The 24,385-nt window shown below is 63.7% G+C and carries 15 protein-coding genes; 5 read left to right on the top strand and 10 right to left on the bottom strand.

Annotation, left to right across the window (positions count from 1 at the left end; all coding sequences use genetic code 11):
* Position 1 precedes the first annotated feature (1 nt).
* Complete coding sequence (locus tag E8L22_RS03825; RefSeq protein ID WP_136523915.1) at positions 2–1,225, top strand: GGDEF domain-containing protein; 1,224 nt, start codon at positions 2–4, stop codon at positions 1,223–1,225.
* Here E8L22_RS03825 and E8L22_RS03820 read toward each other — a convergent pair.
* The 8 genes from E8L22_RS03820 to E8L22_RS03785 form a co-directional block, all read right to left on the bottom strand.
* Positions 1,222–1,794: a response regulator gene (locus tag E8L22_RS03820; protein ID WP_136523914.1), complete on the bottom strand. Its 573-nt coding sequence runs from the start codon at positions 1,792–1,794 to the stop codon at positions 1,222–1,224. The genes E8L22_RS03825 and E8L22_RS03820 overlap by 4 nt on opposite strands.
* Positions 1,795–1,826: 32 nt before the next feature.
* Positions 1,827–4,205 (bottom strand): ATPase, T2SS/T4P/T4SS family, encoded by a 2,379-nt coding sequence (locus E8L22_RS03815; RefSeq protein ID WP_136523913.1) that lies wholly within the window; start codon positions 4,203–4,205, stop codon positions 1,827–1,829.
* 3 nt (positions 4,206–4,208) lie between these two features.
* A complete protein-coding gene (locus tag E8L22_RS03810) occupies positions 4,209–5,495 on the bottom strand; it encodes a sensor histidine kinase (RefSeq protein ID WP_136523912.1) in 1,287 nt (428 codons plus the stop codon).
* Complete coding sequence (locus E8L22_RS03805) at positions 5,492–6,151, bottom strand: GTP-binding protein (RefSeq protein ID WP_136523911.1); 660 nt, start codon at positions 6,149–6,151, stop codon at positions 5,492–5,494. The genes E8L22_RS03810 and E8L22_RS03805 overlap by 4 nt, the downstream gene beginning before the upstream one ends.
* On the bottom strand, positions 6,148–7,719 hold the full coding sequence (locus E8L22_RS03800; RefSeq protein WP_136523910.1) for an HD domain-containing phosphohydrolase: 1,572 nt from the start codon (positions 7,717–7,719) through the stop codon (positions 6,148–6,150). Before E8L22_RS03800 ends, E8L22_RS03805 begins: the two co-directional genes overlap by 4 nt.
* Before the next feature lie 61 nt (positions 7,720–7,780).
* Positions 7,781–8,596: a response regulator gene (locus tag E8L22_RS03795; protein WP_136523909.1), complete on the bottom strand. Its 816-nt coding sequence runs from the start codon at positions 8,594–8,596 to the stop codon at positions 7,781–7,783.
* Positions 8,589–12,056: a PAS domain S-box protein gene (locus tag E8L22_RS03790; protein WP_136523908.1), complete on the bottom strand. Its 3,468-nt coding sequence runs from the start codon at positions 12,054–12,056 to the stop codon at positions 8,589–8,591. The genes E8L22_RS03795 and E8L22_RS03790 overlap by 8 nt, the downstream gene beginning before the upstream one ends.
* A gap of 144 nt (positions 12,057–12,200) precedes the next feature.
* Positions 12,201–13,466, bottom strand: coding sequence for a sensor histidine kinase (locus tag E8L22_RS03785; protein WP_136523907.1), 1,266 nt, complete (start codon positions 13,464–13,466; stop codon positions 12,201–12,203).
* 184 nt (positions 13,467–13,650) lie between these two features.
* On the opposite strand from E8L22_RS03785, the gene E8L22_RS03780 reads away from it, so the two are divergent.
* Positions 13,651–14,940 (top strand): nitrite/sulfite reductase, encoded by a 1,290-nt coding sequence (locus E8L22_RS03780; protein ID WP_136523906.1) that lies wholly within the window; start codon positions 13,651–13,653, stop codon positions 14,938–14,940.
* Between the two features lie 155 nt (positions 14,941–15,095).
* On the opposite strand, the gene E8L22_RS03775 is transcribed toward E8L22_RS03780, so the two are convergent.
* The gene (locus E8L22_RS03775; RefSeq protein ID WP_136523905.1) at positions 15,096–17,696 is read right to left on the bottom strand and encodes a cache domain-containing protein; all 2,601 of its coding nucleotides are present in this window, start codon (positions 17,694–17,696) and stop codon (positions 15,096–15,098) included.
* 562 nt (positions 17,697–18,258) lie between these two features.
* Positions 18,259–21,705 (bottom strand): pyruvate carboxylase, encoded by a 3,447-nt coding sequence (locus E8L22_RS03770; RefSeq protein WP_136523904.1) that lies wholly within the window; start codon positions 21,703–21,705, stop codon positions 18,259–18,261.
* A 286-nt stretch (positions 21,706–21,991) separates the two neighbouring features.
* On the opposite strand from E8L22_RS03770, the gene E8L22_RS03765 reads away from it, so the two are divergent.
* The 3 genes from E8L22_RS03765 (at position 21,992) to E8L22_RS03755 (ending at position 24,353) form a co-directional block, all read left to right on the top strand.
* On the top strand, positions 21,992–22,678 hold the full coding sequence (locus E8L22_RS03765; RefSeq protein ID WP_136524817.1) for a DUF554 domain-containing protein: 687 nt from the start codon (positions 21,992–21,994) through the stop codon (positions 22,676–22,678).
* A gap of 288 nt (positions 22,679–22,966) precedes the next feature.
* Positions 22,967–23,803 carry a glutamate racemase gene (gene murI / locus E8L22_RS03760; protein ID WP_136524816.1) on the top strand — a complete coding sequence of 279 codons (837 nt, stop codon included), beginning with the start codon at positions 22,967–22,969 and terminating at the stop codon, positions 23,801–23,803.
* Complete coding sequence (locus E8L22_RS03755; RefSeq protein WP_136523903.1) at positions 23,787–24,353, top strand: GerMN domain-containing protein; 567 nt, start codon at positions 23,787–23,789, stop codon at positions 24,351–24,353. The genes murI and E8L22_RS03755 overlap by 17 nt, the downstream gene beginning before the upstream one ends.
* Positions 24,354–24,385: the final 32 nt, after the last annotated feature.

Below are 24,385 nucleotides of genomic sequence, written 5' to 3'. Positions count from 1 at the left end.
CGTGAAGCTGTTACGTATCTTTACCTACGCCGACGCCAAGAGGGATCCCGATTCCCTGTTGCGCCTGTTCGTTTCCATCGCCCTCCTTTCCATGGTCCTGATCACCTCAGGGGCCGGTTGCGCCTTTTTCCATCTCCTGTACCGAAACGTGATCGTCAGCGCCGAGGACGACGCCGTCAAAGTGAGCCAGGCGCTTCTTGAGAATCAGAGGAAGCGCATCATCTCGGTAGACGGCAGCGGCAGCAGGGTGGCCGTGGCGCCGGAAAACCTCGCCGAGCTCGACGACCGGCTGAGAAAGTTCCTCGCCCCTTTCGACATCGTAAAGATAAAGATCTATTCCTCCGACGCCCGAATCGTCTACAGCACCGAGGCGAAGCTGATCGGCGAGACGAACCGCGGCAACAAGCGGCTCGCCAACGCCCTGGCCGGTGCCAACGATTCCAAGCTGGAGAGAAAGGAAGAGGTGAAGGACTTAGCGGACGAGCGGAAGTTCAACGTGGACGTGGTTGAGACCTACATCCCGATCCGGGACCACGGCCGGGTGATCGGGAGCTTCGAGGTCTACATCGATGTCACCGGTTACCGCAGGCAGAGCGTCAACGCCGGGCTTCTCTCGCTGGCGTCCCTGGTGGCCATCCTGGTAGCGGTCTTCGGCATCTCCTATTTCGTTATCCGCAGGGGGACTCGGGAGCTCAAGGAGACCCAGGAGGTGCTCCGCAAACAGACGATCACCGATCCGCTGACGGGAACCTTCAACAAGCGACAGATAGAACTGATAGGGAGGCGGGAATTCGCACACGCCTTGCGGCGCAGGGAGAAGGGGATGTCCGATGCGGGAAGCGGCTTCCTGATGATCGACATCGACCGGTTCAAGGAGGTGAACGACCGCCACGGGCACCTGGCCGGCGACGACCTTTTGCGGCAGTTCGCAGAACGGATCGCCGCATCGCTTAGAAACTACGATTCGCTCGGGCGCTTCGGAGGTGAGGAGTTCCTGGTGGTGCTCCCCGGCTCGGACCCGGCACAGACCCGCGCGGTGGCGGAAAAGATCCTCACGCTGATCCGGCAGGAACCTTTCAGCCTGGATGGGGCTCCCTTGAAGCTCACCGCCAGCATCGGCATGACCACGGTGGAGGAGGGGGACGAAGACCTCATGGAGGTGCTGCGCCGCGCCGACCGCAACCTCTACCGGGCGAAGAGCGGCGGGCGCAACCAGGCGGTCTAGCTGGAGCGCTCGGCATCGTTGCACCCGGCGATGATGCTCGCTATCTCCTCCTCGGTGACGTCCTCGTCGATCCGGATCGCGCCGTCCGCTTCCCGGCGCAGTTCGGTAATCCCCGGATAACTCTTCTCCAGGTACTTAAGCTCCTGCGACTGGCGCTTCACCGTCCTCAAAAGGCGCCGGTTTTCCTCTTCCAGGTTGTACTTCTCAACGGCGCTTCTAAGCGCGAGCTTCAGCTCCGTTTCGTCCCATGGTTTCGTAAAGAAGCGGTAGATCTCGCCGCTGTTCACCGCGCGCATGGTCGCCTCGACGCTGGCGTGCCCGGTGAGCATGATGCGCACCGTCTCCGGGTAGAGCTCCTTCACGGCGCCCAGGAACTCCGCCCCGTCCATCCCCGGCATCTTCTCGTCGGAAATGACCACCTTGTAGCGGTGCTGCACCATGAGGCCGAGCGCCTCCTTTCCCCCGTGCGCCCCCGTGATCAGGTAGGGCTCCTCGTCCAGCCCGCGCACCAGGGCCGAGATCACGTGCGGCTCGTCGTCCACTAATAGAATCCTCGTTTCATCGGTCATCTTATCCTCCATGCTTTTGATCCTTTCTCCCGCTACTCCCTTGCCGCGCCGCAGTGCGGGCAGTTCAACCACTCCGGTTCCAGGGGGAGCTTGCAGTCGCGGCAGAGGTTGCGGCGCAGGGTGCCGCAGAAGGGGCAGAAGAGGTATTTCGCGTCCACCATCCGGTTGCAGCAGTCGCACCGGCGCTGGTGCAGGAGCTGCGGCCCCAGGACCCGTAAAAGCTCCTCCAGTGTGGTGAGCCCCAGGCGGACCTTCTCCAGGCCGTCCTCGAGGAGGGTGCGCATCCCCCCCGCGCGCGCCATGTCGAAGAGCTCGGTCTCCTTGTAGCTCGTGCTGATGAAATGCCGGAAGTCCTCGTTCATGGTGAAGAGCTCGAAGACTCCGGTCCGCCCCCGGTAGCCGGTCTTGTTGCACTGATCGCACCCCTTGCCGCGGCGCACCGCCCCGTCGAGGTATCCCGGCGGGACGCGCAGCAGCTCCATGATCTCCCGGTCCGGGGCGACCTCGGTGCTGCAGGCGGAGCAGACGCGCCGCACCAGGCGCTGCGCGAAGAGCCCCTCGAGCGCCGAGGCGATGATGTAAGGCTTCACCCCCATGTCGATGAGCCGTGTGATGGAGCCGACCGCGGAGTTCGTGTGCAGCGTGGAGAGGACCATGTGGCCGGTGAGCGCCGCCTTGAAGGCGACGTCCGCCGTCTCGGCGTCCCGGATCTCGCCGACCAGGATCACGTCCGGGTCCTGGCGCAGCGTGGCGCGCAAAACGCTCGCAAAGGAGAGCCCGATCTTCTCCCGCACCGCGACCTGGTTCGCCTCCTCGACGAAGTACTCCACCGGCTCCTCGATGGTCTCGAAGTTCCTGCTCCCCTCGAGCATGGTGGAGAGGATCGAGTAGAGCATGGTGGTCTTGCCGCTGCCGGTTGGGCCGGTCGCGATGATCACCCCCTGCGGCTTCTTCACCAGGGTGCGGATCTTCTTAAGCCCGTCCGGGAGCACCCCGAGGTCCGGGAGCTCCTTGATCGCGGCACTTTTGTCCAGGATGCGCAAGACGAGCTTCTCGCCGTTCAGGGTCGGCATGGAGGAGACGCGCATGTCGACGATGCGGGTCCCGGCCTTCACGGTGATGCGCCCGTCCTGGGGCTTTCTCCGTTCGGAGATGTCCATCTTGGCGAGGATCTTCACGCGCGAGACGATGGCGGGGTGCAGGTCGGCCGGGATCTTGATCTTGCTGTGCAACAGTCCGTCGATGCGGAAGCGCACCAGGGTGTACTTGGTCTTCCCCTCGATGTGGATGTCGCTTGCGTGGTAACGGATCGCCTCCGAGATGACCGCGTTCACGATGCGGATCACCGGCGGGACCTCGGAGGAGCCGATGAGCTCGGTGACGCTCACCTGGCTCTCCTCGTCGTCGATGATGATGTCGATCTCGTCGATCGGCTCCAGGTCCGTCGCCTGTTCGAGCGCCTGGCCCTCGCCCCAGGCCCGTTCCAGTAGGGCGAGGATCTCGGAACCGGTGGCGATGAGGGGGACCACGGCGAGTCCGGTCATCATGGAGATGTTGTCGACCTTGTAGATGTCGGAGGGATCGGCCATGGCCACGGTGAGCTGGCGGCCGGTCATCCGGATCGGGACCATGCGGTTTCTCTCGCACAGGTCGCGCGGCAAAAAGCGCACCGCCTGGGGCGTGATCTCCGCCGAGGCGAGATCCACGTAGTCGATGTTCAGCGCCGCCTGCAGGGCCTTCACCACCTCCCCCTCGGTGACGACCCCGAGGCGCACCAAGGCGTCGGTCAGGAGTTCCCCCTGGGCACGCTCCGTTGCGGCGCGGGCCAGATCCTCCCTCGTCACCGCCCCCGCCTTCAAGAGGATGTTGCCCGCCATGCCGCGGTTCTCGTCGAAGAGGCTTGCGTAATTCTTTATGCGCTGCTGCTGCGAGCGGGTGAGCTCTTTAAGGTTCTGGTTTTCCTGCATCAGCACGTACTGTTGCAGGGCGAGGCTCACCGTGAGGCGCAGGTCGTCGTCGTTCCAGGGCTTGGTGATGAACTTGTAGACCGCACCGTCCTTCACCGCTCCCATCACCGAGTTCACGTCGGCGTGCCCGGTGAGCATGATCCTGATCACCTGAGGCCAGCGTTCCTTCACCGTCTTCAAAAGCTCCGCGCCGGTCATGCCGGGCATGCGGTGGTCCGAGACGATGAGCTGCACCTCGTTCTCCTCCATCACGGCAAGCGCTTCCGCGCCGCTTGCCGCGGTGAAGAGACGGTAGTTCTCCTCCATGAAGATGCGGCGCATCGCGGAGAGGACTCCGGGCTCGTCGTCGACGAAGAGGACGCCGAAACTCTTGGCGGCGGGCTCCTGCGCCTCCCGCTCCTCCCCCTTCGCCGCCGTCTTGAATAGCTGTGAATATCTCGACATCGTTTAGTTCCTGCCTGCGGGGATGGTGATGATGAAGTCGGCGCCTCCCCCCGGGGCGTCGGCTACGGCAACGGTTCCTTGCAGCTTGAGGACCGCCTCCCAGACCACGGCGAGCCCCATGCCGGTTCCGGAGCCGACCGGCAGCGTGGTGAAGAACGGGTCGAAGATCTGCCCCCTGAGCGCTGCGGGGATCCCGGGGCCGTTGTCGGCGATGCTGATCCTGATCCTCTCCCCGTCGAAGCAGCTGGAGAGGGTGATGCGCGGCGAGGCCCCGGCGTGGGTGAGGGCGTTCTGGATCAGGTTCAGGAAGATCTGCCCGGGGAGCTGCCCCTGGCATTTAACCTCCGGGAGCGGCTGCAGCTCCTTGACGATCTCGGCGCGGCCGGCCAACTGGTGCGATAAAAGCGTGAGGGTCCGCTCCAGCTCCTGGTTCAGGTCCACGACGCTTTCGCCGCTCTCGTCGACATGGGAGAAACCCTTCAGGTCGGCGACGATGCGGGAGACCCGCTCGGCCCCGGCGAGGCTCTGCGCCATCAGGTCGCCGACGTCGGCCATGACATGCGGGAGCTTCAGCTCGCGCCACTTCGTCTCGGCCTCGGTAACGAGCCGTTCGCGCGGCTGCTCGAGCTCCAGGTGCTCGCGGTAGAACTGCAGCATGGCGCAGAAGCGGGCCACGTACTTCTGCAGCGTGTGCAGGTTGGAGGTGATGAAGCCGAGCGGGTTGTTGATCTCGTGGGCGACACCGGCGGCCAACTGCCCCACTGCGGCCATCTTTTCCTGCTGCAGCAGGTGCGCCTGGGCGCGCCGCAGTTCCGCGGTCCGCTCCTTCACGCGCAGCTCCAGGTTCTCCGCGAGCTCGCGGTAGCGCGCCTCGCTTCTCGCAAGCTCCGCGTTCATGGCGACGAGCTCCTCGTGCGAGCTGTTCACCACCGAGGTGTGGATCTCCGTGGTGAGGACCCGCTTCAGGCTGTTCCTTAGCACGGTGTCGAGCGCCACGATAAGGAGCGAGGCAAGCGGCTCCAGGCGCTCACGCATCTCCGGTGCCCCGAAAAGCTCCAGGTGCGCCACCGGTTCCCCTTCGAGCATGAGCGGCAGGGAGCGGAGGAGCTCCCCGCGTCCGGCCGGGGAACACGCCCCCCAGAGTTCCTCCCCGTCGTCACCGGTGACCCGGGCGCAGGAGGCCCCCGCCGCGAGTGCCCCCTTGAGCAGCGGGAGCACGTCCGCATCGAGCAGAAGCTCGCGCACCTTTTTCTCTTCCCCGACCACGAAATGCAGTGTCTCTGCGCTCATGGCTCCTCCTTGAGCGAGGTGAGCTGGGCGATGAAGCGCTCGCGCGTAAGGGCGTGCGTCGCGGCGAGGGCGAAGCGGGCGTCGATCCGGTCGTAGACGAGCCCCGCAAGCATGGCGAAGGTCTCGGCCACCCCCACCCCGTTCAGTGCGCTCGCCATCACCACCGGGATTCCGGTGGGGTCCCAGACGGTGCGGATCTCCTCCTCGGGGACCGCGGCCGGCAGGTCGCGCTTGTTGAACTGGATCACCAACGGGATGCTGTCGATGTCGAGCCCGACCAGGGAGAGGTTGCGCTCCAGGTTGTCGAAGCTCACCACGTTGTTTCCCGCTTCGGCGCGATTCGAATCGGCGACGAAGACCACGCCGTCGGCGCGCTGCAGGACCGCCTTTCTCGTCGCGTCGTGGCAGACCTGCCCCGGCACCGTGTAGACCTTCACCTTGATCTTCAGCCCGCTCGGCGCGGTGAGGAAGAAGGGGAGGAGATCGAAGTAGATGGTCCGGTCTCCGCTGGTGTCGAGCACCATCAGTTCGCCGCGCCCCTGCCGGGTGAGCAGGTCGTGCAGCTGCAACAGGTTGGTGGTCTTCCCCGAGAGCGCCGGGCCGTAGTAGACCAGCTTAAGCACCATGCGCCGCTCTTTCTCGTCGAACTCGATCATCGCGCCTTCTCGTCCGCCACGTAGACCCCGCAGGACGGCGGGTCGATCTGGTAGTAGCGCAGCACGGCCTCGATGCTGCCGCGGTTCAACTGCGTCCCCTCGGTCAAAAGCAAAAGCCCCGTCCCGCTGTAGAGGTTCCTGGTGAGCCGCATCCCTTCCTTGAGCCGCTTCGGCTCGACCTCGCGCTCGGGCACCGCCTCGGTCACGGCGATCTTCACACTCCCTGCGTCGGCGCGCCCGGAGGGGGCCCAACTGACGAAGATCCCGCCCGAGGGGGGATCGACCTGGTAGCTGCGCACGACGGCCATGATGCGCCCCGCGTCGAGCACCGTGCCGCGTTCCACGATGAGCGCGCCGGAACCGCTATAAAGGTCGCGGGTGGTGGTCATTCCCTCCAGAAGCTGCTTCGGGCGGAGCTCCTTCTCCGCCGCCTCGGCGCGCCGGGAGTAGGCGGCGAGGTAAAGTTCGCGCACGTGCCGCTCCGCGGCGGGGTAGAGCTCCGGGTCGAGGCTCTTGCCGAGCTCCTGCGTGATGCGCGCGAAAAGGGCGGGGAGGGGATCGTCGCCGCGCTGCTCGGTGAGTTCGCGGTCCACGAAGTCGGCCATGGCGATGATGCGGGCACCCAAGGGGATGCCGGCGCCGCTAAGCCCGTCGGGGAATCCGGCGCCGTCGTAGCGCTCATGGTGGTGCCGGATCAGCACCCCCGCCTCGCGCAACTCCTCGACCGCGTCCAGGGTGGCCTGTCCGCGCACCGCGTGCTGCAGGAAGATGCCGGTCTCCTCGCGGGTCATCGCGGACATCCGCTTTTGCAGGATCTCCTGGCTGATGCCGATCACGCCGATGTCGTGCAAAAGAGCGGCGGTCCGCACCGTCTCGACCTCTTCGGGGGAAAGCCCCGCTTCGCGGGCTAGCCGCACACTCAGCTCGGTGACGTTCCGGGTGTGTTCCTGCAGGCGGCTCGAGTGGAGCTCGATGAGGCGGGAGAAGGCGACGATGGTCTCGCGGAAGGCGTGCCCCACGCGCCGGTTACGCTCCTTCAGCTCCTCGTTCTGCCGCCTGATGGTCGACGTCTGCTCCAAAACGCGCCCCTTCAGGTTGTCGTTCCAGGCGGAAAGCTCGCGGTTTTGCTCCTCGACCAGGGCGGTCAGGCGCCGGTTTTCCTGGACCAGGTGGTACTGCTGCACCCCCTCCTGGATGGTGCGCACGAGCACGTCGTCGTCCCAGGGTTTCAGGAGGTAGCGCGAGGCGCCACCCTTGTTGATGGCGTCCATGGTGGCTGCCATGTCGGCGTAGCCGGTCAGGACCATGCGCACCGCGTCCGGGACGAGCCCACGCGCCTGCTCGAGGAACTGCGCGCCGCTCATGCCGGGCATGCGCTGGTCCGAGAGGATGAGGGCGACGTCCGGATGCTCCCTGAGCCTCTCCAGACCCTCGGCCCCGGAGGCGGCCCGCAGCACCTCGAGCTCCACCTCCTGCTCCATGAGAAGGCGCGCAATGGAGCGGGTGATGTTCTCCTCGTCGTCAACCAGAAGCACCTTGTGCGGTGCCGTTTCGGTTTGTATATCCATCTGTTGCTCCTCGTTTGCATCATAGGGCGCGGTACCGCGGGGCGCCTTACGCCGCGTCACCTCACGCCGCGCGCGCGATGGTGACCAGCAGTTCCACCGCGCCGTCACCAAGCGGATGGAGCTGCCGCAGGTTCAGCCGGTACCCCCCGGTCTCGACGGTGCCGGAGCCGGGGGCCGCCGCGGAAAACCCGTCGCCCAGGTCTGCGAACTGCGGCAGCGCTTCGGCGAGGCGTCGCCCCACCAGTTGTCCGTCGGCGACCTGCAAAAGATCCGCCGCCTCCCGGTTCATCTGCAGCACGATGCCGTCGCCGTTCAGGGCGAGCACCCCGAACGGCAGATGGTCCAGGATGAGGGCCGCGTGCGCCAGCGAGGCGTGTTCCTGCATGAAACCGCAGGAGCACGAGGCGGCCCGCCGCGCAAGGTCCGCGTTCAGCTCTTTAAGCTCGTCGGTCTTGCGCCTGAGCTCCTCGGCCAGCTGCTCGTTCCTGCGCTGGGTGGCGAAGTGCTCGAGAGCCTTGGCGACCGTCACCCTCAGCTCGTCGTCGTTCCACGGCTTCGGGATGAACTTGTATATCTTCCCCTCGTTTATGGCGGCGACCACCGCCGCCGTGTCGGCGTACCCGGAGAGAACGATGCGGATCGTCTCGGGATGGCTCTTGAACACCTCCTTCAGGAACTCGACCCCGTTCATCCCCGGCATCCGGAAGTCCGAGATCACCACCTGCACCTGCGGCGAGGCGTTCAGGAGTTCGAGCCCCTCCTCGCCGGAGGCTGCGGTGAGTATCTCGTAGTCGTCGTCGATGAAGATGCGCTCGAGGGCGCGGAGCACGTTGCGCTCGTCGTCCACGCATAGGATCCTGGTCTGGTGATCACTCATTTGAGCCAACCCCCTCTATCGGGAGCCTGATGGTGAAGGTGGTGCCGACCCCCACCTCGCTTTCCACCTCAATGCTCCCGTGATGTTTCTTGATGATGTCGTAACTGATGGAGAGGCCGAGCCCGGTCCCCTTGCCGACTTCCTTGGTGGTGAAAAACGGCTCGAAGATCCGGCTTCTGAGCTCCTCCGGGATGCCGCCCCCCGTGTCGCTGATGGCGATGAGGACCTGATCCCCCTCGCGCCTGGTGGTTACGGTGATCTCCCCCTGTTTCTCGATGGCGTGCGCCGCGTTCACCAGCATATTTAGGAACACCTGGTTCAACTGCTGGGGGAGGCATTTCACCGGGGGGAGTTCGCCGTAATCACGCGTGAGCGTGGTCTTGTACTTGAGCTCGTTCCAGGCGATGGTGATGGTGCTCTCGATGCATTCGTTCAGGTCCACGTAGGTGGCCTGCGCGTCGTCCACCCTGGAGAAGCTTTTCAGGTTCTGCACGATGTTGCGCACCCTCTCCGCTCCGTCCTGGGACTCGGCCAGGAGGCTGCGCGCATCCTCGAGGATGTAATCCACCTTGAACTTCTTGCGTGCCTGGGAGATGCGCTCCCTGGCCTCCGGCGTCGCCGCGGCGAGCCCATCGGACTGGGCCTCCAGGAATCCTTCCAGCCGCTCGAGGTATTTCCCCATGGTGCCGAGGTTGCTGGAGATGAACCCCATGGGGTTGTTGATCTCGTGGGCGACCCCGGCCGCCAGCTGCCCTATCGACGCCATCTTCTCCTGCTGCAAAAGCTGGGAGTGGGTCGCCTTCAGCTCCTGGTAGGCGACGACGAGCTCCTCGGAGACCCGCTTGATCTCGGTCAGGTCGTGCAGCATGATCACCTGCGATCCCTGTTCACCGTATGGGTAGATCCTGAGGGTGAACCAGCGCCCCGACGCCTCGTGCTGCAGCTCGGCCTGCCCGCGGTCCAGGGTGCTCAGGTCGAGCCCTGCCCCCTGCATCAGGTCGCGCCAGTTGGCCGAGACCAGGCGCGAGTAGGAGTTGCCGGTCAGCTGCTTGAAAGCGCGGTTGCAGCGCCTGACCCGCCCCTGGCTGTCCACCATGGCCACCAGGTCGTCAACGCAGTCCATGGTCTGTTCCCATTCCCGTTTTCCCTTCTCCACCTGCCGGAACAGCTCCGAGAGTTGCTCGTGCTTCAGGACCATCTCCGCCTGGTTCTTCAAAAGCTGGCGCTCGGCGTTCTTCTTCGCCGTGATCTCCTCTTTCACCCCGAGGAAGTGGGTGATGCGCCCCTGCTGGTCGCAGATCGGGGCGATGGTCGCGTTCTCCCAGAAGAAGGTGCCGTCCTTGCGCTTGTTGTTGAACTCGCCGTGCCATTCCTTCCCGGCCGTTATGGTCTCCCACAGCTGCCGGTAGGTTTCCTCCAACTGTCGTCCCGACTTAAGGATGCTCGGCTTTTGCCCCAGCGCCTCCTCCCTCTTGAAGCCGCTCACCTCGCAGAACTTGCGGTTCACGTACTGGATCACCCCCTCGGTGTCGGTGATCACGATGGCGCTCGCGCTCTGTTCCACCGCCTCGGAGAACAGGTGCAGGGACTCCTCGGCACGGGCCCTTTCGGTGATGTCGTACAGCGTCTCCACCACCGCGATGGTACCGCCGTCCCTGGTGACCGGCGCCGCATCGAAGAAGAGATAGCGTTCCCTGCCGTTCAGGTTGTGGTACCACCCCTCGGCCCTGATGATCCCCTTCATCACGACGTCGCAGCTGTGGGTCGGGTAGAACTCGGCGGCCCGGTCGGTCTCTCCTGACATGATGAGGTCACACAGGGTGGGGCGTTTGGTCGGGTAGAAGGGTTCCCACTGCCGGTCGGTGCCGAGCATTTCGGCCGCGGGCATTCCGGTCAGCTCCGCGATGGCGCGGTTCCAGACGATGATGCGGTGGTTTCTGTCGATGACGAAGAGCGGCGTGGAGGTGTTCTCCAGAAGGCTCTCGACGAAACGGCGCTCCTCCTCCAGCATTCCCTCCAGGCGCCGGTCCATGGAGATGTCCCTGAAACTGCCGCGCTTGCCGAGGCTTTCGCCGTCGGCGCCACGCACCTCCCGGCAGGTGTACTTGAACCAGCGCTGATCCCCGTCTTTTGTGTTGAGGCGCAGCTCCACGGGGGACGCCTGCGTGTCCGGGGCCGCACCGCAGCAGTTGCGGCGCAACAGCTCGCGGTCCTCCGGGTGGATGATGCTCTCCAGAAGGCCGGGGACGGCCAGAAACTCGCGGTCGGTGTAGCCGGTCAGCGCTTCGCAGTTAGAGGAGATGTAGCGCAGCGAGCCGTCGGGGTTCGTGAGGATGGCGAGTTCCGAGGTGAACTCGGCGATGATGCGGTAGAGCTCCTGGTTCTCCTCCAGGGTCTCCTGCCGTCTGTCCATGGTTTCCACCATGTTGTTCACCGCAAGCGCCAGGTGCTCCAGCTCGTCGCCGGTCGCTATGGATACGAGCCGTTCGGGCCCCTTCTTTTGGTTGAGACTGCCGACGTGGTTTACCAGCCGGGCGAGCGGTTCGGTGATGTGCCGGATCAGGCGCCATAGCGTCACCTGGGTCAAAAGGAGGATGATGACGAGGGCCGCGGCGAAAAAAAGGCGCGCCTCCCTGAGCGGTTCGTACGCCTCCGTTTCGGGGTACTGCACCGCCACGATGAAGTTCGCGTTTTTCAGCGGGAGGGCCGTGGAGATCCAGGTCTCTCCCGCGGCGTCCCGGGTCTCGCCGCTGGCCATGACATTTCTCTGCAGCGCGTCGTCGATGGCCGGGTTCTCCCCGGGGGCGAGGTAGGACATCACCTGGCTTTGATCCGGATGCCAGACGATGGTGCGGTTTCTCTCCATAACGAGCAGGCGCCCGCGCTTTCCGACCGTGTGGAGCGCCCGGTCGGTTCTGCCGTCTTCTTGGAGGTCGTGATGCCCCGCCAAAAGCCCGGCGACGCTGCCGTCGGCGCGCAGGATGGGAACCCCGAAGCTGATCAGGGGGTGTTTGGGGGGGGCGGAGGAGAAGTAGGGGGCGGAGATGTAGGGTTTGCCGGTCGCGAGGGTGAAGGCTACGTAGCTGTTTCCCTTCTTGATCGGGCTCTGTGCGGTACGGGGGCTTTGCGCGATGCTGCGCCCTTCCGCATCGATGACCTCCAGGCCGCCGTTGAAGAAGGTGCGCGCCGCTCGGAACTGGTCGAGCGCCCGCTGCATCTTCTTCGGGTCGTCGAGCAGGGCGGGATCGATCCCCTTCGCCATCAGATCGAGCATCTGCCGTGAGTGCAAAAGCTCGTCATCGATGTAGCGCGAGGCGAGGGCCAGCGTCGCCGCGTGCTGCCGCGCCACGGTCTCGATCAGGGCGTGGGCCAGGTAGCGGTACCCCGCCAGGGTGAGCAGCACCATAAGTGATGACACCAGCAGGAATACCGGCCCGGATATCTTGGTCTTTATCCTCATATGCTTGCGCTCCGCAGAGGGCGTAAGGAAACATCGCGCGACGAGACTTGCCTCTATCCAGCTTGCTGTTTCCATCGGAAAAAACGATGTTTTCTTGAGTGGAATATTGCGCTAACTTGTCGGAATAAAAAAGGTTAAAGTCTTTTAATCCGCGGCGGTGGCGCCATCGAGGTGTTGGGAGAGGGGGAGTTCGACCCGAACGCAGGTTCCGGAGGCGTCGCTGGAGATGAGGATGCGTCCGCCGTGCCCTGCGATGAAGCGCTGGGCGATGGTCAGGCCGAGCCCCACGTGGCTGTCCGGGGCCTTGGTGGTGAAGAAGGGATCGAACAGCGATGGGAGGTTTTCCGGCGGGATGCCGGGTCCGCTGTCGGAGATGACGATCTCGGCAACTTCGCCCTGCGAGGCGACCGAGACGTTGATGGTGCCCGGGGCGCTGCCGAGCGCCTCGCAGGCGTTTTTCAAGAGCGCCACGAGGGCGGTGTTCAGAAGGGTGAGCGCCCCTCGCACGAATACGCCTTGTTCGGGGAGCGACCAGCGCACTTCGGTCCCGGTGGGGGCGAGGACCGTTACGATGTCCACGAGCGTTTTCATGAGGCCCACGAGCTCTAGTTCCTGCATCGTCTGGCTCGCGAGCCCGAGCTCTAACTGCGCCATCTGCTGCACGATGAGGGCGATGCGCTGTCCCCCCTCCCTTGTCTCGTGCAGGAGGGCGGAGAGGTCGAGGTTTATCTGGCGCAGGCGGTGCTTCTTTTCCAGTTGCAGGATAGCCTGGGCGGAGTCGGGGTCGGCGGCGCGCAGCAGGTCGGTGAGCGCGTTTGCGTGCTGCTGCAGGGCGAAGGCGTAACGCTCCAGGGTCGAGAGGTTGCTCATCACGAAGCCCAGAGGGTTGTTGATGTAATGGGCGGCCCCGGCGGCAAGGCGGGCGACGGCTCCCACTTTTTCCTGCTCGACCAGTTTCCTCTGGGTCTTTTGCAGCTTGGCTAGGGTCTGTTCGATCTCCTGCCGTGCCTTGGCAAGGGCGGTTTTCTGGCGCGTGTTGCGCACCGCGGCACGGATGCGGGCGAGGAGGTCGACCTCCTGGAAGGGCTTGACGATGTAGTCGTCGGCACCGAGGTCGAGGCCCGCGGCGATCTGCTCGTGGGTCCCCTGGGAGGTGAAGAGGATCACGGAATACATGCGATCGTGCAGGGGGGGCGCGCGCAGCACGTCGAGGCCGGAGAGCCCCGGCATCTCGACGTCGAGGAGCATCACGTCCGGGGGAGCGCTGGCCAAGGCGACGAGGGCGCTCACCCCGTCCACCGCCTCCCGTACCCGGTAGCCGTCCTGGGAGAGGAGGGCTACCACGTAGCTGCGTATGGCGGCGCTGTCGTCAACGACGAGTATTTCCGGCTGCTCTGGGAATTCGGTCATAGGTGCAAACCCGCATCGGCGTGTTTCTGAGCGGCGCCGTCGTTTGCCTGTCCGGCGCACCTTTCTCATCGGCGCAGGATGACATCCACTGAAGCCTTTTTCGTTGCCGGGGCCGAGGCATTTCCTGTACTATCCGTCACCATGCCGGCTGCGGCCGGCTTTTAACGTACAGGAGACAAAAGCCATGTCCATAGACAGAAATCTGCGCCTGGAGGGGATCTACCCCCAGCGCCAGAAGGAGTTTTTCATGCAGCGCGTCAAGCTCCCCGCCGGGATCATCTCCGCCGACCAGGCGCTCAAGGTGGCGCAGGTAGCCGGGGTCCACGCGCGCGGTCTCGTGCATCTCACCACGAGGGGGAGCATCGAGCTGCACTGGCTGTCCGAGGAGGCGCTCCCTTCGGTTGCGGCCCAGCTCGCCCAGGTTGGGTTGTACAACCGTGGCGCCTGCGGCGGCGCGGTGCGCGGCGTCATCTGCGGGAGCCTCTCCGCAGCCGGAGCGCCCGCTCTCGAGGCGCTGGTCAGGAAGATCCACCGGCACTTCACCGGGAACCCGCGTTTCGAGAAACTCCCGAAGAAGTTCAAGATCGGCGTCGAGGCGGACACGGCAAGCCGCAGGCACCTGATCCAGGACCTCTGCTTCATCCCCGTCCCCTCCGATGATGAAAGGTCGCGCTACGACGTCTACGCGGCCGGCGGGCTCGGGCGTGAGCCGACCCCGGGCTTTTTGCTGGCGCAAGGGGTCGCGGAGGATGCCCTCATCCCGCTTACCGAGAACGTGCTCAGGGAGTACGAGGCAAACACGCCTCCCCCGAAGCGTCTGAAGCACCTCGTGCGCGAGATCGGGCAGGAGGAGTTCCGCCGCAGGGTGCTGGGGGAAGTGGCGCTCGAGGAGCTTACCACCGTTCCCACCCTGACCGGGAGCCTGGTGCCGGTACCCGCAGACTCTGAGGATCGGCTCGAGGCGCATGTCTTTGCCGGGGAGCTGCAGGCGGAAGGGCTCGCTGCCCTTGCCCGTGTCGCGGCGCAGTTTTGCGGCGGGATCCTCATGGTGACCGGGAACCAGACCGTGGTGATGCACGTGGTCGAGGGGGCGGATCGGGAGAAGGCGCGCGAGGCGTTGGCGCAGGCGGGGTTTGCCGGAGCGAGCGCTGCGGAGCGGGTGGTCTTCCGGTGCTGCCCGGGGAGCCATGAGTGCATCATGGGGCTTGCCCCGACCCGGGAGGTGGCGGCCGCCGTGGTGGCGGAGCTTGGGGATGAGGCGCTTGCCATGAACTGGGCGATTTCCGGTTGTCCGAACTGCTGCGCGCAGCCGCAGCTTGCGCAGGCGGGGATCGTCGCTTCGCGTCTGGTGAACGACCAGGCCGGGCGCGCGCCGCGTTTCGACCTGTACCGTGCCGGTGCCGGCCCCTTCGCCGAGCCGGTGCAGCAGGGGCTTACCCTGGCCCAGCTCCTCGCGGCGGTCAAGGAAGGCTAGAAACCGTTCAACGTTCAGCGTTCAACGTTACCCCCCCCTCTCTCCCTTCTGCCGGAGGCGAGGGGGGGCTCCCACCTCGTGACAGCATCAAACACCAAACGTTGACCCCTGAACCTTGAACCTTGAACGTTGAACGTTGAACGTTGAACGGCCGTTCAGCCTTCGTCCAGTATGTCCCTCACCTTCCCGAGCAGTTCGTTGATCTTGATCGGCTTCGACACGAAGTGGCGGGGGTCCCCCTTGGTCAGCGTGTCGGTGACGATGTCCGCGGTGTAACCGCTCATGAACATCGCCTTCACCCCGGGAGAGATGGCGGCTATCGCCTCGTAGGCGTCGCGCCCGTTCATGCGCGGCATGATCACGTCCAAGATCACCAGCGCAATCCGGTCTCCGGCCACCTTGAACTTCTCCACCGCGTCGATCCCGTCCACCGCGGTGATCACCCGGTACCCGAAATCCTGCAAAAGCTCCCGCACCATGTCGCGGATCACCGCATCGTCCTCGACGAGAAGGATGGTCTCGTTTCCCCCGCGCACCGCCTGGTCCTCGGGCGCACTCTCGCTTCCCGCAGGGTGGTCGATCAGCGGAAGATACACCCGGAACACGGTGCCGTGCCCGAGCTCGCTGTAGCAGTTGATGAAACCGCTGTGCTGCTTCACGATGCCGTACACCATGGCGAGCCCGAGACCGGTCCCCTTGCCCGGCTCCTTCGTGGTGAAGAAGGGCTCGAATATGCGGTCCCGGGTCTTCGCGTCCATCCCTGTGCCGGTGTCGGCGACGGTGATCAGGGCGTAACTGCCGGGCTCCCCGTAGCCGTGGGAGTCGATGAACTCCTGGTCCAGGATGATGGGATCGGTGCTGATGCGCAGGATCCCCCCTTTGGCCATGGCGTCCCGCGCGTTGACGGAAAGGTTCATCACCACCTGCTCGATCTGGCCCGCATCGGCGAGCACCGGGAGTTCCTCCTGGCAAAGCTGCATCCTGAACTCGATATGCTCGGGAATCAGGCGGTGCAGCATCGCTTGCACGTTGGTGAGGATGCCGTTCACGCCGACCGGAACCGGGTTGCTAACCTGTTTGCGGCTGTAGGCAAGCAGGCTGCGGGTGAGGCTCGCCGCACGCTCGGAAGCGCGCATGATCTCGGCCACCTTCACCTGCATGGGGTGCGCGGGCTCGAGCTGCAGCTGGATCATGGTGCTGTACCCGATGATCGCGGTAAGGATGTTGTTGAAGTCGTGGGCTATGCCGCCGGTCAGCGTGCCGATCGCCTCCATCTTCTGGGACTGGGTCAGTTGGTGTTCCAGCGCCCTTCTCGCCTCCTCGGCTTCGAGCCGGTCGGTCACGTCGTAGCAGGTCCCGATGTAGCCGGCGAAGTTCCCGTCCAGCCCGTTGAAGGGCCTTCCCATATCCACGACCCACCGGTAGCTCCCGCTATGGTGCCTTAGCCGGTACTGCATCTGGAAGGGGGCGCGCAAGGCGAAAGCGTTGCGGTAGGTCGAGACGCACTGTGCCACGTCCTCGGGATGGATCCCCTCGGTCCAGCCGTCGCCAAGCTCGCTCTCCAGGGGGCGTCCGGTGAATTCGAGCCAGGTCTGGTTGAAGTAGTTGGCTGCGCCGTCGGTGCCGACGCGCCAGATCAAGGCGGGGAAATTTTCGAAGAGGGTCAGGTAGAAATCCGCCGAGCGCTCGAGCTCGAGCAGCATCCTGTTGAAGGTGCGTGCCAGCTGGCCGATCTCGTCCTCGGAGGTAACCGGGGCGAGTCGTTGCGCGAGTTCCCCCATGGCCGGAAGCTGCTCCAGGTGCTTCGTGAAGGAAACGAGCGGCCTGGTGAGGTGTTGCATGAAGGGCCAGATGATCAGCAGCGACAGGATCGCCGCCGCCAGTGAGCCGGCGAGCAGGAAGTTCCTGGCGGTCCGCAGCGGACCGTACGCCTCGTCGAGCGGGTAGCTGACCGCAAGCACCCACCCGGTGGACTTCAGACGTTTTACCGATCTCAGTACGGGAATTCCGGTTTGCGTCATCGTCTCGGCGGTTCCCTGGAAACCGGAGAGGGCCCGGTCCAGCATCTCATTCCGGCCGGGCGGGTCCTGGCGCAGCACCCGCTTCTTATCCGGGTGCATGAGCACGTTGCGGCTCGCATCGTAAAGGGACAGGAATCCGTTACGGCCGAGTTTCAGCGAGGCGAGGGAGTGCAGGAAGTGTTGTTCGCGCAGGTCGATGCTGCCGGACAGCACCCCGATCAACTTCTGTCCTGGACCGAAAAGAGGGACGGTGAACATGATGATCGGCCGACTTTGGCGCTGAAGGGAGGCAAAGGGGCCGGAGATGTAGTTTCTGCGCAGCCTGACCGTCTCCCTGAAATATTCGCGGAAGGAAAAGTCGCGGCCGATGTAGTTGAGGTCCTGTGGGGTGGCCGCGATGAGCATCCCTTTCTCCGAGAAGAGAAACAGCGAGTTGTCGAAGAAAGGGCGCTGCCTGATCTGGGAGTCCAGGATGTGCTGCGCCTGCTTCGGGTGCTCCAAGGTGTCCGGCGGCAGGCTTTTGGCCAGGTGGTCGAGCTCGGCGGTGAAGTCGAAGATGCGGTCGTCGATTTGGTTCGCCAGTGAGTCGAGTAGTATCGACTGCTGCTGCGAGATGTTCTGCTTGAAGGTTTTTTGCAAAAAAAGCAGGGAGGTGACGGCGGTTGCCGACATCAGTAGACCGACCATAAGGAAGACGGCAAGCGTCATCTTGGTTTTCATGCTGGAAAAAAGCACACGAACTCCGATTGGCGCACAAGAGGCCAGCTCAAAACCCGCAAAAGACAGTCATAGCAAAACATATAAACGTTCGGGGCGAAATGACAACGCGCTCTATGAGCATAGTGCATGGACGAGTGCTGATTCTACCGTGTTTTCATTGGATATAAAAGCGTACTTATTATAGGCCGTCAAATTTGTCCCTGTGCCGGGGGATGCAACACGCTTTTCTGCCAGGTGCCTGCGGGGAGGGCCCCCGTGGCGGGAGACAAAAAACGTCAAGGAAATGTCGGGAACTCGTTTTCTGCCGGTAAAGTGGACAACTATCAAGGCTTTAGGAATGTTTACAGTGCGGAGCGTTGCTGGATGATGCTCTTCTATCCACGTGGCCTGTGGAAAAGTATGTGGAGAAATGGGCGGTAAAGGGGACTATTGGCAACAAATGGGATATTTCTAGCAAAATGCCCAAATTTTAGGCGGCGTAAAAGGCCGTTATTGCTGCGTCGCCAAGGTTTTGGCGACCGGACGAAAAAAAAGGGGGGCTCGTGCCCCCCTTTCGCGTGCGTTTGGTCTTTCTGCTTTAGGACAAAACGAAGAGGAGCTCCTCTTTTTCCACCTTTCCACCCTCTTTGCACTTCACCTCGGCAATGCAACCGTCTTCCTTGGCCTTGATGTTCGTTTCCATCTTCATGGCTTCGGTGACCGCGAGAATGTCACCCGCCTTGACGGCGTCCCCCGGCTTCACGTTGAGCTTGATGACCTTGCCCGGCATCGGGGCCCCGACGTGCTTCGGGTTCGACTTGTCGGCCTTCTCGTGGCCGCACTCGTCGCTTTGCACCGACTGGTCGCGCACCGTGACGCTCCTCGCGTTGCCGTTCAACTCGAAGTAGATCTTCTTGGTACCATCGGGCTGGGTCTTGCCGATGGCGTTCAGCTTCACGATGAGCGTCTTGCCCGGCTGCAGCTCGATGGAGGTCTCCTGGCCGGGCTCTAAGCCGTAGAAGAAGATCGGGGTCGGGATCACCGAGACGTCGGAGAACTCCTGGCGGTGCTTGGCGTACTCCACGTAGACGTTCGGGTACATCATGTACGACATCAACTCCTCGTCGTTCACCGGGTGGCCTACCTTCGCCTCGGCGGTCGCGCGCTCCTTCTCGAAGTCGGCGGGCTCGAGGAGTTCGCCCGGACGGCAGGTGATGGGCTCCTGCCCCTTGAGGATGATCTTCTGCAGCTCCTTGGGAAAGCCCTGGTAGGGCTGGCCGATCATACCCTTGAAGAAGCCGACCACCGACTCGGGGAAGGCGAGGTCAGCGCCGGGGGCGAAGACGTCTTCCGGCTCGAGGTTGTTCTTCACGAGGAACATCGCCATGTCGCCGACCACCTTGGAGGAGGGGGTGACCTTGACCACGTCGCCGAAGAGGAGGTTCACCTTGTGGTACATCTCCTTGCACTCCTCCCAGCGCTCGATGAGGCCCAAGCCCGCGACCTGCGGCTTGTAGTTGGAGTACTGTCCACCCGGGATCTCGTGGTGGTACACCTCGGCGGTGCCGCTTTTGAGCCCGGACTCGAAGGGGGTGTAGTAATCGCGCACCGTCTCCCAGTAGTTGGCGAGCTGCTGCATGCCGCGCTCGTCCACCTGCGGGTCGCGCTCGGTCCCCTTCATGGTCGCTACGAGGGCGTTCAGGTTGGGCTGCGAGGTGAGGCCGGAGATGGAGGAGAGCGCCGCATCCACGATGTCGACACCGGCCTGCGCCGCCATGAGCAGAAGCGCGCCGCCGTTGCCGGAGGTGTCGTGCGTGTGCAGGTGCACCGGGATGCCGATCTCCTCCTTGAGCGCCTTCACGAGCTGGTAGCCGGCGTACGGTTTGAGAAGCCCCGCCATGTCCTTGATGGCGAGGATGTGCGCACCCATCTTCTCCAGTTCCTTCGCCATGGAGACGTAGTAGGAGAGGGGGTACTTGGTGCGGGTGGGGTCGGAGATGTCGCCGGTGTAGCAGATGGCTGCCTCGCAGATCTTGCCCGACTTCTGCACCGCCTCCATGGCGACCTGCATGCCGCGGGTCCAGTTGAGCGAGTCGAAGACGCGGAAGACGTCGACGCCGCTCTCGGCGGCCTGGGCCACGAAGCGCTGCACCACGTTGTCCGGGTAGTTCGTGTAGCCGACCGCGTTCGCTCCCCTTAAAAGCATCTGGAAGAGAACGTTGGGGATAGCCTCGGAGAGGGCGTGCAGCCTCTGCCAGGGGTCCTCTTTCAGAAAGCGCATCGAGACGTCGAAGGTGGCGCCCCCCCAAAGCTCCAGCGAGAAGAGGTCGCTCGCAAGGTACGAGGTAGGCTCGGCGATCTTCAGGAGATCGTAGGTCCTGACGCGGGTGGCGAGCAGCGACTGGTGTGCGTCCCGCATCGTGGTGTCGGTTAGGAGGAGCTTCTTCTGCTCGAGAACCCACTTGGCGAGCCCCTCGGCCCCCTTCTCGCGCAGGATGTCCTTGGTCCCCTTGGGCTTTTGCGCGAACGGCTCGATCTGCGGGACGCACGCGTCGATGAGTTCGGCCGAGCGCAAGGGCTTCGCGACGCCGGCGGAGCCGTTCACGATCACGTCGCCCAGAAAGTTCAGCACCTTGTTGGCGCGGTCCTTCTTCTCGGGGATGACGAGGAGCTCGGGGTGCTGGTCGATGAAGGAGGTGTTGCACTCGCCCGCAAGGAAGACCGGGTGGGTGATCACGTTCTCCAAAAAGCCTATGTTGGTCTTCACGCCGCGCACGCGGAATTCCTGGAGGCTTCGATCCATGATGTGGGCCGCCTCGGTGAAGGTGAGGCCCCAGGAGCTCACCTTGACGAGCAGCGAGTCGTAGTGCGGCGTGATCTGCGCACCGGTGAAGGCGTTACCCGCGTCGAGGCGGACGCCGCAGCCTGCCGAGGAGCGGTAGGTGGTCAGCGTGCCGAAGTCGGGGGCGAAGTTGTTGGTCGGGTCCTCGGTGGTGATGCGGCACTGGATGGCGTAGCCGCGCATCTCGATGGAGCCCTGGTTCGGGATGTTGATCTCCGGGTCGGCGAGCCTTTTCCCTTCGGCGATGAGGATCTGGGCCTGCACGAGATTACGGCCGGTGATCATCTCGGTCACGGTATGCTCTACCTGGATGCGCGGGTTCATCTCGATGAAGTAGTAGCGCCCCTCCTCGTCGAGGAGGAATTCGACGGTGCCGGCGTTACGGTACCCCACCTGCTTGGCGATCTTCAGAGCGTCGGTGCAAAGGGCTAAGCGGGTGTCGCCGGGAAGGGCCAAGGACGGCGCGAACTCGACCACCTTCTGGTGGCGGCGCTGGATGGAGCAGTCGCGCTCATAGAAGTGCACGAGGCTGCCATAGCCGTCCCCCAGGACCTGCACCTCGATGTGCTTCGGGTTTTTCAGGTAGCGCTCGAGGAAGACGGAGGGGTCGCCGAAGGCGGCCTTCGCCTCGGACGAGGCCGACTGCAGCCCTTCGAGGAGCTCCTTCTGGTTCGTCGCGACGCGCATGCCGCGCCCGCCGCCGCCCGCCGCCGCCTTGATGATGATCGGGTAACCGTGGTTCTTGGCGAACTTGAGCGCGTCCTCCTCGTGGAGGATGGGCTCCTCGGTGCCGGGGACCGTCGCAACGCCCGCGGCTTTCGCCACCTTCCTCGCGGCGACCTTGTCACCGAGGGCACGTTGCATCTCGGCGGTAGGTCCGATGAAGGCGATGCCGTTTGCCTCGCACTTCTCGGCGAATTCGGCGTTCTCGGCCAGGAAGCCGTAACCGGGGTGGATGGCGTCGACGTCGCGCTTCTTGGCGAGCGCGATGATCTCGTCGATCCCCAGGTAGGCGTCGATGGGGGCTTTCCCCTTTCCTACCTGGTAGGCTTCATCCGCCTTGTAACGGTGCAGTGAGAGCTTGTCCTCTTCCGAATAGATGGCAACCGTGCTGATGCCTAGTTCGGTGCAGGCGCGGAAGATCCTGATCGCGATCTCCCCGCGGTTAGCTGCCATCACCTTCCTGAATTTCCGAGCTTCCATTTCTTCTCCTTTAGTGGGGTGTTTTTTACCGAGACTAAAACAAATGGTGGAAATTTTATTGCGATAATAAAACAGGTGCCGCCCTATTGGTAAAACCAATTTCCCTTTAATTTCTGAGGGTTTAATTATGTATTCAAAAAGGTGGCATATAAAAGCAGATTCGAAATCGAATGTCAATCCAGAATGTAGTTATATTTTTGTATGCTGTCGCCAAACCGCAAAATGGGGGCAGCAGCGGGGCGGCTTTTTGCTTGCCTTGGCCTTGGACCTGCCTTATCTTGGCGCGATGATCATGCAAGGTACGGCAGCAAACGCAGCAGCAATAGTAATCGGTGGCTTTATCGGCATCAAGGCGGGACACCTCATTTCCAGTCGTGTGAGGGGGACCGTCATGTCCGGAGTCGGGCTCGCAGTATTACTTATCGGCATGCAGCTCTCTTTGAAAAGTCAGCAGCCGCTGATTATCATCGGCTCGCTCATCGGCGGCGGGATCATCGGCGAGCTCTTCGGCATCGAGGGGCGCCTGGAGGCCCTTGGGAACTGGATCGGCGACCGCTTCAAGGGAAGCGGCAAGGTGGCCGAGGGGTTCGTCACGGCGAGCCTTTTGTACTGCGTCGGAGCCATGGCCATCATGGGGGCGTTGCAGGACGGTCTCGGGTCGCGCCCGGACATCCTTTACGCGAAGGCCGCCCTGGACGGCATCGCCTCGGTGGCGCTCGCCTCCACCCTCGGAGTGGGCGTCCTCTTCTCCGCGCTGCCGCTCTTCGCCTACCAGGGTGCCATCACCCTCTCCGCGTCCTTCGCCCAGCAGATCATGACACCCGCCGTGGTGCAGGAGATGAACGCCGTCGGCGGGCTTTTGATCCTCGCCATCGGCCTCGACATGCTCGGGGTGAAACGGGTCCCGGTGGGGAACCTGCTCCCCGCGGTTTTCCTGGCTCCGCCGCTCGTCATGCTCTTCGTATCTTCCTGACCCCTCCGCTGGACGTAAACCTTGACACTCCCTCTAAAAATCTAATAACATCCCACCTTCGCCTATCGGCTACGGTGGGCAGGCTCCACGCTTCGCCTATCGGCTACGGTGGGCAGGCTCCACGCTTCGCCTATCGGCTACGGCGGGCAGGGCTACACCTTCGCTTACAACGCTACGGTGGACGGTTTGTCTTCGCAATGCCCGGTGAAAGACGGGATGTGGACGTCTTTCCGGGGCGGGTCGGCAGAAGATCTGCCAGCAGGAAATAAACTAATGGAGAGAACAGTTTTGGCCTGGAAAGCAATCGGCATCTTCGATTCCGGCGTGGGCGGTCTTACCGTCCTGAAGGAAGTGATTCACACGCTCCCGCAGGAGGACACCATCTACCTTGGTGATACCGCCCGCGTTCCCTACGGCACCAAGTCGCCGGAAACGGTGGTCCGCTACTCGCGCCAGATCGCGCGCTACCTCATGAACCGCGACATAAAGCTCCTGGTCGTCGCCTGCAACACGGCCTCCGCCGTGGCGCTCGCCGCGCTGCAGCAGGAGTTCGACATCCCCATCGTGGGGGTGATCGAGCCGGGCGCGCGCGCCGCTGCCGCCGCCACCAGAAGCGGGAAGGTCGGGGTGATCGGCACCGCAGCTACCGTCGCCTCTTCCGCCTATACCAAGGCCATCAAGAGGATCAACCCAGACATCGAGGTGGTGAACCGCGCCTGCCCGCTCTTCGTGCCGCTGGCCGAAGAGGGGTGGGTGGACAATGAGGTCGCCAGGATGACGGCGCGCATCTACCTCGAGGACCTGAAACAGCAAGGTGTGGACACTTTGGTCCTTGGCTGCACCCATTACCCGATCCTGAAGGAAGTGATCGCCGAGGTGATGGGGCCGGAGGTGGCATTGGTCGACTCCGCTGCCGAGACCGCGCGTACCGTGGCACAGATCCTCTCCGGCGAGGGCCTTTTGCGTCCCGATTGCGAAAGAGGCAACCACCATTTCTACGTGACCGACATCCCCGCCGGCTTCATCAGGGTCGGCAACCGTTTCCTCGGTGGCGAACTGGGGGACGTTTACCAGGTGAGCCTGGAACAGGAACAGGAGGGCGAGGACGGTGAAGAGACGTACTAACAAGGCCAAAGGCGTCCTCCTGGTCGCCTTCCTGGTGTTTGCCATCGTCGTGGGGCTTCTCGTCTTGCGCAAGTACCGGACCGCGAGTCAGCCGGCCCAGGTTGCGCCGCAGACCGAGCAGGCTCCCGATACGCGGGTGGTGACGCTTTTCTTCGGCAACGAGGAAGGGTCCGGTCTTGCCCGTGAGGGGCGTGAGATCGCCGTGGAGGATACCGCCGACGACATGGTCGCCAGCGTGGTGGACGAGCTGGTGGTGGGCCCCCTGGGGAGCCTGGCGCCGAGCCTGCCGACCAACGCGCGCGTGCTCGGGGCGCATCTTAAGGGGGATGTGGCCGAGGTCGATTTCTCCCACGAGCTGGTGGAGGGGCTTCCGGAGGGGAGTTCCGCAGAGATGACCGCGGTGTATTCCGTGGTCGACACCGTGGCAGCCAACTTCCCGCAGGTGAAGGGGGTGCAGTTCCTGATCGACGGCAAGCCGGTGAAGGAGTTCAAGGGGCATCTCGACCTCTCCGCCCCGATCCCGCCGGACTTCACGCTGGAGAAGAAATAACGTTCAACGTTCGGCGTTCAGCGTGCGCCATT

The sequence above is a fragment of the Geomonas ferrireducens genome (assembly GCF_004917065.1).
Lineage (GTDB): Bacteria > Desulfobacterota > Desulfuromonadia > Geobacterales > Geobacteraceae > Geomonas > Geomonas ferrireducens.
The sequence above is the reverse complement of the archived record's forward strand: the minus strand, read 5'-3'. Positions and strand labels throughout refer to the sequence as shown.